The organism is Sphingomonas brevis, assembly GCF_023516505.1.
In the GTDB taxonomy this organism is placed as follows: Bacteria; Pseudomonadota; Alphaproteobacteria; order Sphingomonadales; family Sphingomonadaceae; genus Sphingomicrobium; species Sphingomicrobium breve.
In genome coordinates this window covers 899,958-916,619 of record NZ_JAMGBB010000001.1, presented here as the reverse complement: position 1 = coordinate 916,619, position 16,662 = coordinate 899,958, and the positions used below count along the sequence as shown (strand labels likewise).

15 protein-coding genes are annotated in these 16,662 nt (G+C 63.5%); 12 read left to right on the top strand and 3 right to left on the bottom strand.

All coding sequences use genetic code 11. The features are described 5' to 3' along the window. Complete coding sequence (locus LZ518_RS04715) at positions 1-1,659, top strand: acyl-CoA dehydrogenase family protein (RefSeq protein WP_249914862.1); 1,659 nt, start codon at positions 1-3, stop codon at positions 1,657-1,659. Here LZ518_RS04715 and LZ518_RS04710 read toward each other — a convergent pair. Together LZ518_RS04710 and LZ518_RS04705 are read right to left on the bottom strand one after the other, a co-directional pair. Beyond that, positions 1,656-2,006 (bottom strand): GntR family transcriptional regulator, encoded by a 351-nt coding sequence (locus LZ518_RS04710; protein WP_249914861.1) that lies wholly within the window; start codon positions 2,004-2,006, stop codon positions 1,656-1,658. The two genes, LZ518_RS04715 and LZ518_RS04710, sit on opposite strands and share 4 nt — an antisense overlap. Before the next feature lie 34 nt (positions 2,007-2,040). Beyond that, positions 2,041-2,631, bottom strand: a complete 591-nt coding sequence (locus tag LZ518_RS04705) for a nitroreductase family protein (RefSeq protein WP_249916503.1) — start codon at positions 2,629-2,631, stop codon at positions 2,041-2,043. 132 nt (positions 2,632-2,763) lie between these two features. Here LZ518_RS04705 and LZ518_RS04700 point away from each other — a divergent pair, with 132 nt between their 5' ends. The 11 genes from LZ518_RS04700 to folP all read left to right on the top strand — a co-directional run bounded on the left by LZ518_RS04700 (position 2,764) and on the right by folP (position 15,154). Beyond that, a complete protein-coding gene (locus tag LZ518_RS04700; protein WP_249914860.1) occupies positions 2,764-4,578 on the top strand; it encodes a peptide MFS transporter in 1,815 nt (604 codons plus the stop codon). Between the two features lie 3 nt (positions 4,579-4,581). Continuing rightward, positions 4,582-5,967, top strand: a complete 1,386-nt coding sequence (locus LZ518_RS04695; protein ID WP_249914859.1) for an amidohydrolase — start codon at positions 4,582-4,584, stop codon at positions 5,965-5,967. Further along, entirely contained in the window at positions 5,964-7,259 is a 1,296-nt protein-coding gene (locus LZ518_RS04690; protein ID WP_249914858.1) for an amidohydrolase family protein, read from the top strand. The genes LZ518_RS04695 and LZ518_RS04690 overlap by 4 nt, the downstream gene beginning before the upstream one ends. Then, positions 7,256-7,927, top strand: a complete 672-nt coding sequence (locus tag LZ518_RS04685; protein ID WP_249914857.1) for an NnrU family protein — start codon at positions 7,256-7,258, stop codon at positions 7,925-7,927. Before LZ518_RS04690 ends, LZ518_RS04685 begins: the two co-directional genes overlap by 4 nt. A gap of 25 nt (positions 7,928-7,952) precedes the next feature. Further along, positions 7,953-9,287 carry a phosphoglucosamine mutase gene (glmM, locus tag LZ518_RS04680; RefSeq protein ID WP_249914856.1) on the top strand — a complete coding sequence of 445 codons (1,335 nt, stop codon included), beginning with the start codon at positions 7,953-7,955 and terminating at the stop codon, positions 9,285-9,287. Further along, positions 9,284-9,853, top strand: a complete 570-nt coding sequence (locus LZ518_RS04675; protein WP_249914855.1) for a hypothetical protein — start codon at positions 9,284-9,286, stop codon at positions 9,851-9,853. Before glmM ends, LZ518_RS04675 begins: the two co-directional genes overlap by 4 nt. A gap of 44 nt (positions 9,854-9,897) precedes the next feature. After that, positions 9,898-11,067 (top strand): bifunctional hydroxymethylpyrimidine kinase/phosphomethylpyrimidine kinase, encoded by a 1,170-nt coding sequence (gene thiD, locus LZ518_RS04670; protein ID WP_249914854.1) that lies wholly within the window; start codon positions 9,898-9,900, stop codon positions 11,065-11,067. Positions 11,068-11,220: 153 nt separating this feature from the next. Next, the gene (gene rnhB, locus LZ518_RS04665; protein WP_249914853.1) at positions 11,221-11,841 is read left to right on the top strand and encodes a ribonuclease HII; all 621 of its coding nucleotides are present in this window, start codon (positions 11,221-11,223) and stop codon (positions 11,839-11,841) included. Between the two features lie 198 nt (positions 11,842-12,039). Continuing rightward, positions 12,040-13,179, top strand: coding sequence for a site-specific DNA-methyltransferase (locus tag LZ518_RS04660; RefSeq protein ID WP_283938156.1), 1,140 nt, complete (start codon positions 12,040-12,042; stop codon positions 13,177-13,179). A gap of 38 nt (positions 13,180-13,217) precedes the next feature. Continuing rightward, complete coding sequence (locus tag LZ518_RS13525) at positions 13,218-14,075, top strand: C13 family peptidase (protein ID WP_249914852.1); 858 nt, start codon at positions 13,218-13,220, stop codon at positions 14,073-14,075. A 5-nt stretch (positions 14,076-14,080) separates the two neighbouring features. Further along, positions 14,081-15,154: a dihydropteroate synthase gene (gene folP, locus LZ518_RS04650; RefSeq protein ID WP_249914851.1), complete on the top strand. Its 1,074-nt coding sequence runs from the start codon at positions 14,081-14,083 to the stop codon at positions 15,152-15,154. On the opposite strand, the gene LZ518_RS04645 is transcribed toward folP, so the two are convergent. Then, positions 15,151-16,590: a sigma-54-dependent transcriptional regulator gene (locus LZ518_RS04645; RefSeq protein ID WP_249914850.1), complete on the bottom strand. Its 1,440-nt coding sequence runs from the start codon at positions 16,588-16,590 to the stop codon at positions 15,151-15,153. The genes folP and LZ518_RS04645 overlap by 4 nt on opposite strands. Between the last annotated feature and the right edge of the window lie 72 nt (positions 16,591-16,662).

Here is a 16,662-nt window from a genome sequence, read left to right as displayed (position 1 = left end):
ATGTCCTACCGAGCACCGGTTTCCAATCAGCGGCTCATTCTGGACGCCGTCGTCGGAATTCACGAGCTCGACGGCGGTCCGGAAGCGGACATGGTCGACGCGGTACTGGAGGGCGCGGCGGCATTGGCCGAGGGGGAGTTCGCCCCGCTCTTGAGAACGGGCGATACGGTCGGCGCGCGCTGGAACAATGGCGCGGTGACGATGCCGGCCGGATTTCGCGAGGCCTGGTCGAGCTTCGTCGAGGGTGGCTGGATGAGCCTCGCCGCGCCGGAGGAGCATGGGGGGCAGGGCCTGCCGTTCGTGCTGTCAGCAGCGCTGATGGACAATCTCAACGCGGCCAATGTCGGCTTCGCGCTCTGCCCAATGCTGTCGATGGGCGCGATCGAAGCGATCGAACGGCATGGTTCGGACGATTTGAAGCGCGATTATCTGCCCAAGATCGTATCGGGCGAATGGCCGGCGACGATGAACCTGACCGAGCCGCAGGCCGGCAGCGATGTCGGCGCGCTCAAGACCCGCGCCGAGCCCAACAATGACGGCAGCTGGCGGATCAAGGGCACCAAGATCTTCATCACCTATGGCGAGCACGACCTCAGCGACCAGATCGTCCACATGGTGCTGGCGCGGACCCAGGGCGCGCCGGAAGGCACGCGCGGCATTTCGCTATTCCTGGTGCCAAAGATCCTGCCCAACGGCAGTGCCAACGACCTTCGCTGCGTATCGATCGAGCATAAGCTCGGCATCCATGCCTCGCCGACCTGCGTGATGAGCTATGGCGACCATGACGGAGCGATCGGCTGGCTGATCGGCCCGGAACATGGCGGCATGGCCGCTATGTTCACGATGATGAACAATGCGCGGCTGAATGTCGGCCTGCAGGGCGTCGGAATCGCCGAGCGGGCGACGCAGCGCGCCGTCGCCTATGCTACCGAGCGCAAGCAGGGGCAGCGCAACCGGCTACCGGTGCCGATCGCCGAGCATCCCGACGTTCGGCGAATGCTGCTCAGGATGCGGGCGCTGACCATGGGCGCGCGGGCGTTGGCCTATTATGCCTTCGGGCAGGTCGACCGGGCGGCGCGCGGCGACGCCGGAGCCGGCCTTCGTGCCGAAGTGTTGACGCCGCTGGTCAAGGCCTGGTGCACGGATATCGGCATCGAGGTCGCAAGCCTCGGCATCCAGGTCCATGGCGGCATGGGCTATATCGAGGAGACCGGTGCGGCTCAGCACCTCAGGGATGCTCGCATTGCCTCGATCTACGAGGGCACGAACGGCATTCAGGCCGCCGACCTTGTCGGACGCAAGCTCGGCCTCGACGGCGGCCTGGCGTTCGACGGGCTGATTGCCGACATCGAGGCCGAAACGCAGGATTCGCGCCTGATCGCGCTGACGGATGCAGTCGAGGTCGCGGCGGCAACCTTGCGGGCATCCCCGCCCGACGATCGGCTTGCCGGCAGCTATCCCTTCCTGACCATGGTGTCGGTGATGGCCGCCGGTTGGCTATTGGAGCGCATGGCACGGAGCGGAGGGGCCGATGACCAGACCCGGGCAGCCGCCAGCTATTTCCTGGCAAGCGTGGTGCCTGAGGCGCTGGGGTTGGGGGCGGCCGCTGAATCCGGCGCGGCCCTGCTTTATGCAGTCCCGGCCGAAGCGCTCGCCTAGGCGCGCTGGAACAGTTCCGCCGGATCGATTCCCAGCCGCGCCATGCGGTCGCGGATCGACGGCCATTCATTGGCGATGAAGTCCGTGCGCTGCACACTGCGCAGGCGGGCCTGTGCGCCCGGCGCGACGAACATGCCGACACCGCGCTTGACGACCACGAAGCCTTCATCCTGAAATCCCTGGTAGGCCTTGGCCACGGTGAGCGGGTTGGCACCTTGTTCGGCGGCAAGGGCGCGGACCGAGGGCAGGGGATCGCCATCGCCGTAGCGGCCGGCGAGAATTGCGTCTGCAATTACATCCCGGAGGCGGACGTAAACTGGCTTTTCATGGGAAGAACGAAGCGTCATGCTGTGACAATACAGCAAAGCGGATAAAGTTCAATTACTTTTCCGACGGTTGCCAGTCCCGGACCAACTGGGTCAGGTCGGGACGCGGCCGCTCTTCAAGTGGGCTTTGCGGCGTGCCGATGAAGATGAAGCCGGCGATCCGTTCGCCTTCCTCGCAGAAGCTTGCCGAAACCCGCGGCGAATAGGCCCGCCAGCCGGTAATCCAGCCGGCGGCATAGCCAAGCGCAGTGGCGGCATGGAGCAAGTTCATTCCGGCCGCGCCGCAGCTTAATTCCTGCTCCCAAACCGGGATCTTGTGATCCGCGACCGGCGCGGAGACTAGCGCGACCATGACCGGCGCCTGGTGGGCGAATTCGAGTTCCTTGGCATAGTGCGCCTCGGCAGCTCCCGGATCGAACTCCGGCAGGGCTTGGTAGAGCAGCCTCGCAAGCGCCGCGCGCTGATCCGGCCTGACAATCACGAAGCGCCAGGGAGCGAGCTTGCCGTGATCCGGGATGCGCGCGGCAATGTTGAGGATTTGCGTCAGTTCGACGTCGGAAGGTCCCGGTGCGATCAGGTCGCGCGGCTTTCCCGAACGGCGGGTTTGCAGGAGCGACAGGGCAGAGGAAGTATCATTGAGGGCCATATTGTTCGCATAGCCATGCAACCCGTTGGCAACAATCGGCTTCACAAGTGCGTTTTGGTCGCTAGGGTGCCGCCCAAATCCAACCGGCCGCGACAAGACGGCCTGCAATAGTTCCTAGGGGAGACGTACAAGATGGTGGACACGCCGACCGCGGATAATCCGCGCGAACCGGATATCAGCCACGAAAACCCGGCCCGGAAGGCGGAATGGTTCGGCCATCCGCGTCAGTTGGCCCGGCTGTTCACCACCGAAATGTGGGAGCGCTTCGGCTATTACGGCATGCGTGCCCTGCTGACGCTCTACCTCACCAAGCATTTCCTCTTTTCCGACCAGACGACCAACGGCCTCTATGGCGGCTTCACCGCGCTGGTTTATCTCACTCCGCTGATCGGCGGCCTCATCGCTGACCGCTACCTCGGCTCCAAGCGCTCGGTGAAGTTTGGCGCGATCATGATGAGCCTCGGCTATTTCATCCTCTGCTTCGGCGGCGAGACTGCCAAGCCGCATGCCGTGATCGACGGCCAGCGTTATGAAGTGGTAGTCGAAAATTCGGTCGATCGGCCGACATCGACCGGCGACGAGGTCCGCTACGTCATTTCCGGCCAGGATCGCCTCAAGATCCAGGGCAATGACGACGGCACCGTCACTTTATTGAATGGCGATGGCAGCACGTCGCGCACGCTCGCCAAGGGCGCGTTCCAGGCCGATGCCGATCGTTCGCCGCTGTTCGTGATGATCATGCTGATCGGCCTGTCGATGGTCTGCATCGGCAACGGTTTCTTCAAGCCCAACATCTCGACGATGGTCGGCTCGCTCTACGACAAGAACGACCGGCGCCGCGACGCCGGCTTCACCATCTTCTACATGGGCATCAATCTCGGCTCGCTATTCTCGCAGCTGCTTTGCCCGTTCCTTGCCGACGCGGTCGGCTGGTGGGCCGGCTTCGGTCTTGCCGCCGCGGGCATGCTCTTCTCGTGGAGCTTGATCCAGTTCGATGGCGGTCGCCTGTCGGGCTATGGCGAGCGTCCCGAAGGCGCGGACAGCTCCAAGGACCTGTTCATTTACATCGGCGCCGCGGTGTCTGTGCCAATCGCCTACTTCCTGTTCACCAACCTGATGAATGCGTCGGCGTCGGCGGCTGAAGCGCATAGCATCGGCGAATATTTGCTCGGTCTCTCCGTCATGGGCAAATTCCTGTTCGGCACTTTCGCACTGTCGGTTCCGGGCATCCTGATCTGGGCCTTCATGAACGGCAGCCGGGCCGAGTTTCAGATGATGGTCGCGGCGATGGTGCTGATCGTGTTCAACGTCGTCTTCTGGACGCTGTTCGAACAAGCCGGGTCGTCGCTGACGCTGTTCGCTGATCGCAACACCGACCTGCATGTCCTCGGCGGGTTCTCAATTTCCGCCGGCCAAACCCAATTCTTCAATGCGATCTTTATCGTACTTCTGGCGCCGCTCTTCTCGATCATGTGGAACGCGCTCGCCAAGCGGGGCCTGGAACCGCCGATCCCGATCAAGTTCGGCCTGGCCCTGATGGGCGTTGGAGCGGGTTTCCTGTTCCTGGTCTGGGGCACGCAGTTCGCGGGTCCGGACTTCAAGGTCGCGCTATGGTGGCTGGCGGGTCTCTACCTGATCCACTCGGTCGCAGAGCTGTGCATCTCGCCGGTCGGCCTCTCGATGATCACCAAGCTGTCGATCGCACGGATCGTCGGCATGATGATGGGCGTCTGGTTCCTGTCGATCTCGATGGCGCAATATGTCGGAGGAATCGTTGCCCAGGTCGCGTCGGTCGAAACCGTCGGCGGACAGGTCACCAACCTGCAGGTCAGCCTCAACACCTATGCCGGCGTGTTCACCACGATCGGCTGGTGGTCAGTCGGCATCGGCGCGGTGCTGCTACTGCTCAGCTGGCCGCTCAAATATCTGATGCACGGGGTGAAGTAGGCGATGCGGGGGGCAGTCGCCGCAATCCTCGCCATTGGCTTGGCGGGGTGCGTGGCACCGTCCCCCAAGCCAACTCCGGGAACGGTTCGGATTGCGGAAAATCCCTATCCGTCGACCTACAAACCCTATGGCGGCGTCCCGACCCTGATCCGCAACGCCACCGTCCTCGATGGCGAGGGCGGCCGGATCGACGGCGGATCGGTGTTGCTGGTCGACGGGAAGGTCGCGGCGGTCGGCGGTGCCGATCTCGCCGCGCCGGACGGGGCGAAAGTCATCGATGCCGCGGGCAAATATGTGACGCCCGGGGTCATCGACATCCACAGCCATCTTGGCGACTATCCCTCGCCGGGCGTCGCCTCGCTCAGCGATGGCAATGAAGCGACCTCGCCGGCGCGGCCGGAGGTATGGGCCGAACATAGCGTATGGCCGCAGGATCCCGGCTTCTCCCGTGCTTTGGCCAATGGCGGCATCACCTCGCTGCAGATTCTCCCGGGATCGGCGAACCTGTTCGGCGGCCGGTCGGTGGTGCTCAAGAATGTCCCGGCGCGGACCATGCAGGGCATGAAGTTTCCCGGCGCGCCCTACGGGCTGAAGATGGCCTGCGGCGAGAATCCCAAGCGCGTTTACGGCTCCAAGAGCCAGATGCCGCAGACCAGGATGGGCAACATTGCCTATGTCCGGCAGACCTGGATCAAGGCCAAGGAATATGACCGCAAGTGGACCAAATATGAAAAGACCGGGGGTGAAATCCCGGCCGAGGACCTTGCGATGGACACGCTACGGGGTGTGCTCCACGGCAAGATATTGGTCCAGAACCACTGCTACCGGGCCGATGAGATGGCGATCATGATCGATGTCGCCAAGGAGTTTGGCTACAAGATCTCGGCATTCCACCACGCGGTTGAAAGCTACAAGATCGCCGATCTGTTGCGCGAAAATGGCATCTGTTCGGCGATGTGGGCCGACTGGTACGGCTTCAAGATGGAATCGTACGACGCGATCAACGAGAATATCGCCTACGTCCACAATGCCGGCGCCTGCGCGATAGTCCATTCCGATGACGCCAACGGAATCCAAAGGTTGAACCAGGAGGCCGCCAAGGCGATCGCGGCCGGCAAGCGCGCCGGGATCGACATCAGCGAAGCGACGGCCTGGACCTGGCTGTCGTCCAACCCGGCCAAGGCGCTCGGCATTTTCGACCAGACCGGAAGTCTCAAGGCCGGCAAGATGGGCGATGTGGTGCTGTGGAACGGCAATCCGTTCAGCGCCTACACGCGCCCGGACAAGGTGTGGATCGACGGCGCGCTGCTTTATGACGCCGAAAATCCCAAACTGCGGCCGGTCAGCGATTTCGAGCTTGGCCAGCCGGGCGAGGGAGACGTGAAATGAGGCGTCTCTTTGCCGCGCTCCTGCTTGTCAGCGCCTCCCCGCTCGGTGCGCAAACGATCGCGATTACCAATGGCACGCTGGTGCTCGGCGATGGCTCGGCGCCGATCGAGGCTGGCACGGTGGTCATTCGCAACGGCCGCGTTGTCGCCGCTGGTGCCGAGGTTCGGGCACCGGCCGATGCCCAGATGATCGATGCCCAGGGAAAGTGGGTGACGCCGGGCATCGTGGCGGGATTTTCGCGGCTTGGCCTCGCCGAGGTGGACCTGGGTGCCGACGGATCGGACGACACCGACAGCGGAAATGGCGTGTTCAACGCCGCCATCGACGTAACGCCGGCGATTAATCCCAAGGCGTCGACAGTAGCCGTCAGCCGCGCCGACGGTGTGACCCGTGCCGTTGTCGCTCCGGTCGCAGGCAAGAACATCTTTGCCGGGCAGGGCGCGATCATCGACACCGCGGACGACATGGACGCGGTGCTGCGCGCCAAGGCATTTCAGTTCGTCGAGCTGGGCGAGGGCGGGGCCGGAATTTCCGGCGGCTCGCGAGCATCGGCTTTCGCCTTGTTCCGCAATGCGCTGCGCGAAGCGCGCGACCTGCGCGGTCGGGTCGACGGCAATCGGCGCGACGATGTGCTGCTGACCCGGTTCGACGTCGCGGCGCTGGTGCCCGTGGTGCAGGGCAAGCAGCTGCTGCTGGTCCATGTCGAGCGGGCCAAGGATATTTTGAACATACTCGACCTGCGCCGCGAATTTCCCGGTCTCAAGATTGCGGTGGTCGGTGCCACCGAAGGCTGGACGGTCGCCGACCAGTTGGCATCTTCGGGCGTGTGGGTGATCGCCTCTGCGCTTAACGACCTGCCGGCGAGCTTCGAAATGCTGGCGGCTACCCAATCCAATATCGGCCGGATGCGCGCGGCAGGCGTGAAGGTCGCGATCGGGATGATCGACGACAATGACACGCGCTATCAGCGTAACCAGCGCCAATATGCCGGCAATCTGGTGGCGCTCGGCAAGCTCCCCGGGGCAGCGGGCGTGAGCTGGGGCGAGGCATTTGCGATGATCAGCTCGCGCCCCGCGGAAGCAGTGGGCGCCGGAGACGAAATCGGCAGCCTCAAGCCAGGCCGGCGTGGAGATGTGGTGATCTGGTCGGGCGATCCGCTCGAACTTAGCTCGGCGGCCGAGGCTGTGTGGATCGACGGGATCCGCCAGCCGCTCGACAATCACCAGACCAGGCTGCGCTACCGTTATCGCTCGCTCAATCGGGAAGCATTGCCGGAGGCATATCGCAAATGACCGCACTGACCATGCTGGTGGTGGCCTCGATGGCGTTCGTCGGAACGCACTTCCTGATGTCGCACCCGCTTCGGGCCGGGATGGTCAAGGCGATGGGCGAGGCGGGATTCACCATCACCTATTCGATCGTCTCTATCCTGACGCTCGGCTGGATGATCTGGGCTTATCCCAAGGCCTCGGCCGAAGCGCCGGCGCCGCTGTGGGACGCGGGCGAGGCTGGCTTCATCGTTGCCACGGTGCTGATATGGCTTGGATCAGTGCTGTTCATGGGCTCGCTGCGCCGCAACCCTGCGCTGCCGCGGCCCGGGAAGCGGATCGAGAAAATCGATGATCCCAACGGCGTTTACGCGATCACCCGCCACCCGATGATGTGGGGCTTTGCGCTTTGGGCAATCGTTCATGCAATCGTCAATCCGACCCTGGCCAGCCTGGTGCTCAGCTTCGCCATCGCCTTCCTCGCGCTGGTCGGGGCCGCGCTGCAGGACAAGAAGAAGGAAATGCTCCTCGGCGAACTGTGGGCCGACTGGAAGGCAAAGACGAGCTTCGTTCCCTACGGCAAGGGACTCAAATCGGCTGATGCCTTTGCGCTGGTCACCGGAACGCTGGTCTGGCTGGGGGCGACCTGGGTGCATAATCCGCCAGTCGGCGTCTGGGCATTTATCGGCTGAGCATTTTGGCGCTAAGAGCCGTCTGATGGGACGGAAATATTTCGGCACGGACGGGATTCGCGGGCGGACCAACGTCAGCCCGATGACTGCCGATACGGCAATGAAGGTCGGCCAGGCGGCGGGCGCCTATTTCCTGCGCGGCGATCATCGCCACCGCGTGGTGATCGGCAAGGACACTCGGCTTTCCGGCTATATGATGGAATCGGCGATGGTCGCCGGCTTCACCTCGGTCGGGATGGACGTGGTGCTGCTGGGGCCGATGCCGACGCCTGCCGTGGCCATGCTGACCAAGGAGCTGCGTGCCGATCTCGGCGTGATGATCTCGGCCAGCCACAACCCGTTCGCAGACAATGGCATCAAGCTGTTCGGGCCGGATGGCTATAAGCTCAGCGACAAGGCCGAGCTCGCGATCGAGCGGCTGATGGAGCAGGATGCGACGCTGATCGATGCGCCGAAAATCGGCCGGGCCAAGCGGATCGACGACGCCCGCGGCCGCTATATCCACTTCGCCAAATCGACCTTTCCCGATCATCTGCGGCTCGACGGGCTGAAGGTGGTGGTCGATTGCGCCAACGGCGCCGCCTACCAGGTTGCGCCCGATGCGCTGTGGGAATTGGGGGCGGAAGTGATTGCGCTAGGCACCAAGCCCAACGGCCTCAACATCAATGACGGTTGCGGATCGACCTCGCCCCAGGTGCTTAAGGAAACGGTGGTGGCGTCTGGCGCCAACCTCGGGCTGGCGCTTGATGGCGACGCCGACCGGCTGATCGTCGTCGACGAGCATGGCGAGACGGTGGATGGCGACCAGCTAATGGCGCTGATCGCATTGTCACAGCTGGCGCGGGGCGCGCTCAGGGGAGGGGGGATCGTCGCAACGGTCATGTCCAACCTTGGGCTGGAACGGAAGCTCGGCGAACATGGTCTCGACATGCATCGCACGGCGGTTGGCGACCGCTATGTGCTCGAAGCGATGCGCGACATGGGCCGCAATGTCGGCGGCGAACAATCGGGGCACATCATCCTGAGCGACCATGCCACCACCGGCGACGGGTTGGTCGCTGGCCTGCAGATCCTGGCGGCGATCGTCGAACAGGGCCGGCCGGCGAGCGAGCTGCTGCATGTGTTCGAACCGGTGCCGCAGCTCTTGAAGAACGTCCGCTTCAATGGCGGCGCGCCACTCGATCAAGATAGCGTCAAGTCGGTCATCGCCGGCGCGGAAAGCGAGCTGGGCGTGCGCGGGCGCCTGGTTATCCGCAAGTCGGGCACCGAGCCGCTGATCCGCGTGATGGCAGAAGGCGACGACCCGGCGATGGTTGAGCGGCTGGTCAATCGTATCTGCGAGGCAGTTGCGGCTGCTTGACCCCCTTCGAGCTCTTCTTCAGCCTGTTCGGCTTGATCCTCGGCCTTGCGGTCGCGGTTCTGATCAGCGGCCTCAGTGACATTTTGCGAGAGCGTTCGCCAATTCCAATTGGCTGGCTTACGCCGATGCTGGCGCTGTTCCTGCTGCTCGACCTCTCGACCATGTGGGTCAACGCCTACAACAGCCTCGGCAAAATCCAGATCGCCTTCGCGCCCTTTTTCGGCGGGACGCTCATCGCCGGCCTCTATTTCTTCGCCGCCAACATGGTTTTTCCGAAGAATTTCGACCAGTGGCCGTCGCTGGACGAATATTACTTCCGTCGTTCGCGATACGTCCTTGGCGGGGTTCTGCTCGCCAATTTGGGTGTCGAATTGATGGGCCTGGCGATCGACCACGATTTCCAGGACTTCATCCGGAGCTTCTATCACTCGGAAATGACCGCGCTGTGGTGGGTGACACTGCTCACCTTGCTCGTGGTGCGCCACCGGCGCGTTCAATACATTGGCCTCACCATCGAGCTTTTGACTGCGCTCTACGCGCTGGTGATGTTCTGGCGTCCGATATGAGGGCGATGCATCATTAACCCTTCGACACTAAAGTCGTCAGCGAAATGACTTCAAAGACCCCACGAATCCTGATCATCGCCGGGTCCGATTCCGGCGGCGGAGCGGGCATCCAGGCCGATATCAAGACCGTCACCATGCTGGGCGGTCATGCGATGACCGCCGTCACCGCCGTTACCGCGCAGAACACACAAGGGGTTAGCGCGGTCCACACCATTCCGACCGAGGTAGTGCTTTCTCAGATCGACGCTGTGATCGAGGACATCGGCGTCGATGCCGTCAAGATCGGCATGATCGGATCGCCCTTTACCGCGCTGCACATCGCCGAGCGGCTGGCGAAGCTGGAAGGCGTGCCGGTGGTATTCGATCCGGTGATGGTCGCGACCAGCGGGGCGACACTCGCCGACGATGCGACGGTCGCCGCTTTCGGCAAGCTGATGGACGTCGCGACGATTACCACGCCTAACCTGCCCGAGCTTCGCCGGCTGACCGGGCAAGAGGATGAAGTCGCCGCGGCGCTGGACCTGGTCTCGCGGCATCGTTCGGCGGTGTTGATCAAGGGCGGGCATGAGGAAGGGGACGCGCTCGCCGATGCCCTCATCGAAGAAGATAATATGACCAGCTGGCAGGGCCAGCGGATCGATACCAGCTCGACCCATGGGACCGGCTGCACTCTCGCCAGCGCGATCGCCTTCTATCTTGGCGCGGGGCTTGGCCTCGTCCAATCCGTCGAGCGCGGGCGGCTGTTCGTGCGCCTGGCGCTGCGCGAGGCGCCGGGACTGGGGAAGGGGCATGGCCCCCTCGGCCACCAGGCGGTCCGGCTCGATACGGGCCTGGGGCTAAGGCTCAACCAGGTGACCGTGACCGGCAAGGATTATCCCAAGATGGTCGAATTCTACCGTCGGCTCGGCCTCAAGCAGATCGTCGATAGCCCGGAAAATAATTACGCCCGGTTCGAGGCAGGGGCGGTGACCTTTTCGATCCAGTGTGATCCCGAGGTCGAGATTGACGAGACAATTGCGGTTTATTTCGAGTGCGATGACCTCGACGAGCGGGTCGAGCGGCTGGCGAGGTCGGGCATTCCGTTCGAACATGGACCGCGCAACCAGCCCTGGGACTGGCGCGAGGCGCGCCTGCGCGACCCATCGGGCAACACGGTCTTCCTTTATCGAGCCGGCGAGGCCCGCCGCTTCCCGCCATGGCGGATGAGCGATTAACGTCATAACTCTTGTCGTCATCCCCGCGAAGGCGGGGACCCAGATCTATGTTTTGCTAGGTTCCCGCTTTCGTGGGAATGACGGTTTTTGATCCACAGGAATTTCCGTGTGGCTACTTTCGCTTAGCTTCGACCGCCAATATCCTCCTCTCCCGTGAAGCGGCCCTGTTTCAAGCTCGAACTTCCTTTTCCCCAGCCACTGGCCGGGGTCGATGAAGCCGGCTGCGCGCCGCTGGCCGGACCGGTGGTGGCGGCGGCGGTCGTGCTCGACCGCGACAAATTCCCGCGCGGGATCGACGATTCGAAGAAGCTCGACCTGGACACGCGCGAGGCGATTTATGGTCGCCTTCAGAAGGTTGCGCGGATCGGCGTCGGTATCTGCTCGGTCGAGGAGATCGACCACATCAACATCTATTGGGCGCGGATGCTGGCGATGACCCGCGCGGTCGAGGCGCTGGGGTTCGATCCGGCCTGGGTGCTGGTCGACGGGAACGCCTGCCCACGCTGGCAGCGTCCGTCCAAGGCGATCGTCGCGGGCGATGCCAAATGCCGTTCGATCGCCGCGGCCTCGATCGTCGCCAAGGTGACCCGCGACCGGATCATGGCAGACTATGCAGCCGACTATCCCGGCTATGGCTGGGAAACCAACCGCGGCTATCCGACCCCCGAACATATCCGCGCGATCGACGCGCTTGGCATCACGCCACACCATCGCCGGACATTTTCGAAGGTTCGCGACAAGCTTGAGCAGGCGATATTGCTTCCGCTCGAGTGAATTTCAGACCCAGAGTCTTTCGAGTCACACCACTAGGGATAGAGTCCGATGATTCGATTGGGACTCAAGATGTTGTGGTCGACTCTTGAGCGGATTCCTTTTGTTCTCATTCGGCAGCCGCGGCTTATCGCCACGCCCATCTTGACCGCGAATCCAGTGTGACTCATCGGGGGGATGAGCAACGGGGAAGCGCCAGCCATGATCATGACCTTGCCAGGTACGGAGACACTTGGGCGTTCACGCCCGCGCACCAGTATCCGTCAGAAGGAGTTGCCGCTCGACACTATCCTGGAAGGCGACTGCATCGCCGAAATGGCGCTGCTTCCGGACAAGTCGGTCGACATGATCTTCGCCGATCCTCCCTACAATCTGCAGCTCGGCGGCGACCTGTTCCGGCCGGAGGGCGGAAAGGTCGATGCCTGCGATGACGATTGGGACAAGTTCGATAGTCTTGCGACTTATGACGACTTCACCCGCGAATGGCTGGCGGAAGCAAGGCGGATCCTGAAGGACGATGGCACAATCTGGGTGATCGGCAGCTACCACAATATCTATCGCGTCGGCTCGCTGCTTCAGGACGCCGATTTCTGGATCTTGAACGACATCGTCTGGCGCAAGGCCAACCCAATGCCGAATTTCCGTGGCACGCGATTCACTAATGCTCATGAAACGTTGCTGTGGTGCGCGAAGGACGAGAAGGCGCGCTACACCTTCAACTATCGCGCCATGAAAGCACTGAACGACGATCTGCAGATGCGCTCGGACTGGGTGCTGCCGATCTGTGCCGGGTCGGAGCGGGTCAAGGACGATGCCGGCGACAAGGCGCATCCGACGCAGAAGCCCGAGGCCTTGCTTTACCGGATCCTGCTCGCCTGCACCAAGCCGGGTGACGTGGTGCTCGATCCGTTTTTCGGCACCGGCACGACCGGGGCTGTGGCGCGACGACTGGGGCGCAAATGGATCGGGATCGAGCGCGAACGCAATTATGTGAAGGTGGCGAGACAGCGGATCGATGCGACACTGCCGCTCGACGAGAGCGCAATGACGGTTATGGCCGACAAGCGCAGCCAGCCTCGCGTTGCGTTTGGCTTATTGGTCGAAAGTGGGATGGTTCCGGCAGGATCGACGCTGGTCGATGCCAAGCGCCGCTGGATTGCGAGCGTCAACGCCGACGGTTCGATCACTTGCGAAGGCCATGTTGGATCGATCCACAAGGTTGGCGCTGCCTTGCAAGGCGCACCGTCGTGCAACGGCTGGACGTTCTGGCATGTCGAGCGAGACGGCAAGCTGCAGCCGATCGATGCATTGCGACAGCAGCATCTGACATCGCAGGCTTGAGGCTTGCGCGGGACCGAATGGTTGGTGACAGTGCGGGTGTGAGCCGCAGCCTGATATTCACCGCAGCCTTGTGCGCCGCACTGTTGGCCGGCTCGGCACCGGCTCAGCAGGCCGATCGAGCCGCGCACCTCGGCCAGGCGCTGAGCGCGCTCCAGGCGCAGCGGCCGGGCATCGTCGACGCCTATGTCGTGACCGTTGCGCTCGATCCGGACCCAGTGTTCAATCGTGAGGCGCGGGAAGCGGGGCGGGTGCTGTCACAGCGGTTCGATGCGGCCGGACGCACCATTGTCCTGGCAGCTGACGAAGGTGCGGACCATGCTGACGGCGCCGGGTCGCCAACGGATTTGGCCCTGGTGCTCGGGCGAATTTCCGAGCTGATGGATCGCAAGGAAGACGTGCTGGTCCTCTATTCGACCAGCCACGGCATGCCGAAGGCGGGCCTCAGCTATCGGGATGACTCGCGGAATAGCAGCGTCGTCACCCCGGCCGAGTTGGCCGCAATGTTCAATGATCGTGGCATCGAAAACCGCCTGATCATCTTGCAGGCCTGTTTTTCGGGGCAGTTTGTGCCGGCTCTGGCCGCACCGCGGACGGTGATTGCGACTGCCGCTTCGGCAACGCGCACTTCGTTCGGATGTTCGGCCGGCAACGACTGGACCTTTTTCGGACATGCCCTGATCAATATGGCAATGCGTCAGCCCGACACATTCGTCCGACAGTTTCGGCGGGCATTCGTCACCATTTACGGCTGGGAGCTGAAGCAGGGAATCGATCCGTCCGATCCTCAGATCAAGGTCGGCCAGGATGCTGCTGGCTGGCTCTCCGCGCTGGACGCCCGCGCTCCGAAAACCGCTGGCCTGGCGGTCGGCAACCCGCCCACCGAACTTGCGAAATGAGCATTATGCGCACGCTGATCCGGCCTGCCGGCTTCGTTGATTCCCCCTTCGGTCATGATGGCAAGGTCGCCCGGCTCGCCGGTGGCCTGAACTGGTTCGGGCTGGTCGAGCTGATCAAGATCGACGGTCGCAAGCGGGTTTCGACCGAGGTCGCGCCGGTCGAAGGCATCCAGGCACGCTTTGACGAGGCAATGGCTGCCGACTGGGCCCGGATCACGGGGCAACGTCCCGCGCTCCAAATGGGAGAGCGGACCATCCGTCTCGACCAGCCGCAGGTGATGGGAATCATCAACGCGACACCTGACAGCTTTTCGGACGGAGGGTCCTACGGCGATTCGGCCTCGGCTGCAGAAGCGGGCGCGGCAATGGCTGCCAGCGGCGCGGCGATTGTCGACGTCGGGGGCGAATCCACCCGGCCCGGGGCGGCAACGGTGTGGGAAGGCGATGAGATCGAGCGGGTGCTGCCGATCGTTCAGCGCCTTGCAGCGGGCGGCAACGCGGTGTCGATCGACACGCGCAAGTCGGCGGTGATGAGCGCAGCGATGGCAGCCGGCGCGCGAATGGTGAACGATGTTTCCGCGCTGACCTGGGACGAGCAGTCGGCCGCCGTTGTCGCGAGTATCGGCGCACCGGTGGTGCTGATGCATCACCAAGGCGACCCGCAGACCATGCAGAAGGATCCGCGCTACGACGACGTGCTGGTTGAAGTATATTTGTGGCTCGAGGATAGGATTGCCGCGGCCGAAACGGCCGGGATCGCGCGTGACAAAATTCTGATCGATCCGGGGATCGGTTTCGGAAAAACGGTCGCGCACAACCTTGAGCTGATCAACGGCATGGCGTTGCTGCACGGCCTTGGCTGTCCGATTCTATTCGGGGCAAGCCGCAAGCGGATGATCGGCGCGCTGGCGAATGAAGCGCCGGCCGATCGCCGCCTTGGCGGCAGCCTGGCGCTGGCTTTGAAGGCTGTCGAACAGGGAGCGCAGATTGTCCGCGTCCATGATGTGCCGGAAACGGTGCAGGCGTTGAAGATCTGGCGCGGACTCAGGGATGCCGCGCTAACTCCGCGCAGCGCTTAAGCGGCGGTGTCGATCCCCAGCTCGCCGAGCTTGCGATAGAGGGTCGAGCGACCGATCCCGAGGCGGCGGGCGACCTCTGTCATCCGTCCGCGATAGTGGCCGATAGCCAATCGAATGATATCGGCCTCAATCTCTTCCAGGCTTCGGAGATGGCCGTCCTGGCGATAGAGCGTGACCTGCGGCGCTCCGGCCATGGCGGCGTCGGCTGAGAGTTTGCCGATGTCCGGCGCAACATCGCTGCGCCGCCCGGAAAAGCGGGATTGGATCGCAATGTGCGGGAAATCTTCGGCGGTCAGCGAATTATCGTCGCTGCCAAGTGCCGCACGGAACAGCACGCCGGCCAGCTGGCGGACGTTGCCCGGCCAGCCATAGCGCATCAGCACGGCCAGTGCGTCATTGCCGATCGACAATGGGCGCATGCCCGGCTCTTCGGCGAAACGCGTCAGGAAATGGCGGACAAGTGCCGGAATATCGCCGCTGCGATCGCGCAACGGCGGGATAGTGACGGTAGTCGTCGAGATCCGCTCGGCCAGACCGGCGTGAAAGTCATCGGGCAAGGGGCGACTGGTCGTCGCGATCACCCGGACGTCGACCGAGTTGGATCCGTTGCAGCCGACCGGGCGAACCTCGCCGGTGGCTAGCACTCGATCCAGGCGAGCCTGCGTTTCCGAAGGCAGCGAACCGATTTCGTCAAGCAGCAACGTGCCGCCATCGGCCTCGACCATGCGGCCAACGCGTTCGGAGAAGGCTCCCGGAAAGGCGCCCGGCATATGGCCGAACAATTCGCTGTCGATGATGTTCGCGGCGACGGCTTTGCAGTCGAGCTGGACCAGCGGACCACGAGAACGGAGGCTGGCGTGATGAATGGCGCGGGCAAAGGTTTCCTTCCCGCTGCCGGGCTCACCGACGATCAGGATCGGCAAGCGATTGCGAGCGCCCTTGGCGGCAACGGCCAGTGCCGAACGGAAGTCAGGCGCGGCGCCGACCAGCTGGTCGAGCATCAGATCGGGCGCAATCTTCTCTGACAGCGGCGCAAGCTCGCCGGTCGCGCGGCGGCGGTCGGCATGCGCGGTCAGCGCTTCGAGCAGGCGTTCCGGAGCGATCGGCTTGGCCAGGTAATCGGAAGCGCCGGCGCGCATGGCGTCGACCGCTAGCGCGACCGATCCGCCATCGGCGAGCACGATGACCGGCAGGTTCGGGCGGCATTTGCGCAGCGCGGCGATCAAGGCCGGACCGGTCTCGCCATTCCAGCTCGACAGCAAGGTGGCCCTGACTTCACGGCCGTGCGGGCCCTGTAGAAGGCCGACGGCGGTTTCCTCGTCGGCAGCTCCGACAATGCTCCAGCCGGCACGTGAGGCGATGGCCGACAGCTGCCGCCGCTCTTGGGCGTCGGCATCGACCAGCAACAGCGAGCGGAGGACCACTTCTTCGCGCATGCGGCGTTCTTAGCCGAAATGAGTAAAGCTCTGCTTAAGGCCGCCGGCATTTTCGAGCCAAAAAGGCGCTTG

Coding starts and splice junctions, on each gene's coding strand:
- LZ518_RS04715 (WP_249914862.1), top strand. CDS start 1: ATGTCCTACCGAGCACCGGTTTCCAATCAGCGGCTCATTCTGGACGCC.
- LZ518_RS04645 (WP_249914850.1), bottom strand. CDS start 16,590: ATGCGCGAAGAAGTGGTCCTCCGCTCGCTGTTGCTGGTCGATGCCGAC.
- folP (WP_249914851.1), top strand. CDS start 14,081: ATGCGCACGCTGATCCGGCCTGCCGGCTTCGTTGATTCCCCCTTCGGT.
- LZ518_RS04695 (WP_249914859.1), top strand. CDS start 4,582: ATGCGGGGGGCAGTCGCCGCAATCCTCGCCATTGGCTTGGCGGGGTGC.
- LZ518_RS04660 (WP_283938156.1), top strand. CDS start 12,040: ATGATCATGACCTTGCCAGGTACGGAGACACTTGGGCGTTCACGCCCG.
- LZ518_RS04685 (WP_249914857.1), top strand. CDS start 7,256: ATGACCGCACTGACCATGCTGGTGGTGGCCTCGATGGCGTTCGTCGGA.
- thiD (WP_249914854.1), top strand. CDS start 9,898: ATGACTTCAAAGACCCCACGAATCCTGATCATCGCCGGGTCCGATTCC.
- LZ518_RS04700 (WP_249914860.1), top strand. CDS start 2,764: ATGGTGGACACGCCGACCGCGGATAATCCGCGCGAACCGGATATCAGC.
- LZ518_RS04705 (WP_249916503.1), bottom strand. CDS start 2,631: ATGGCCCTCAATGATACTTCCTCTGCCCTGTCGCTCCTGCAAACCCGC.
- LZ518_RS04690 (WP_249914858.1), top strand. CDS start 5,964: ATGAGGCGTCTCTTTGCCGCGCTCCTGCTTGTCAGCGCCTCCCCGCTC.
- LZ518_RS04710 (WP_249914861.1), bottom strand. CDS start 2,006: ATGACGCTTCGTTCTTCCCATGAAAAGCCAGTTTACGTCCGCCTCCGG.
- glmM (WP_249914856.1), top strand. CDS start 7,953: ATGGGACGGAAATATTTCGGCACGGACGGGATTCGCGGGCGGACCAAC.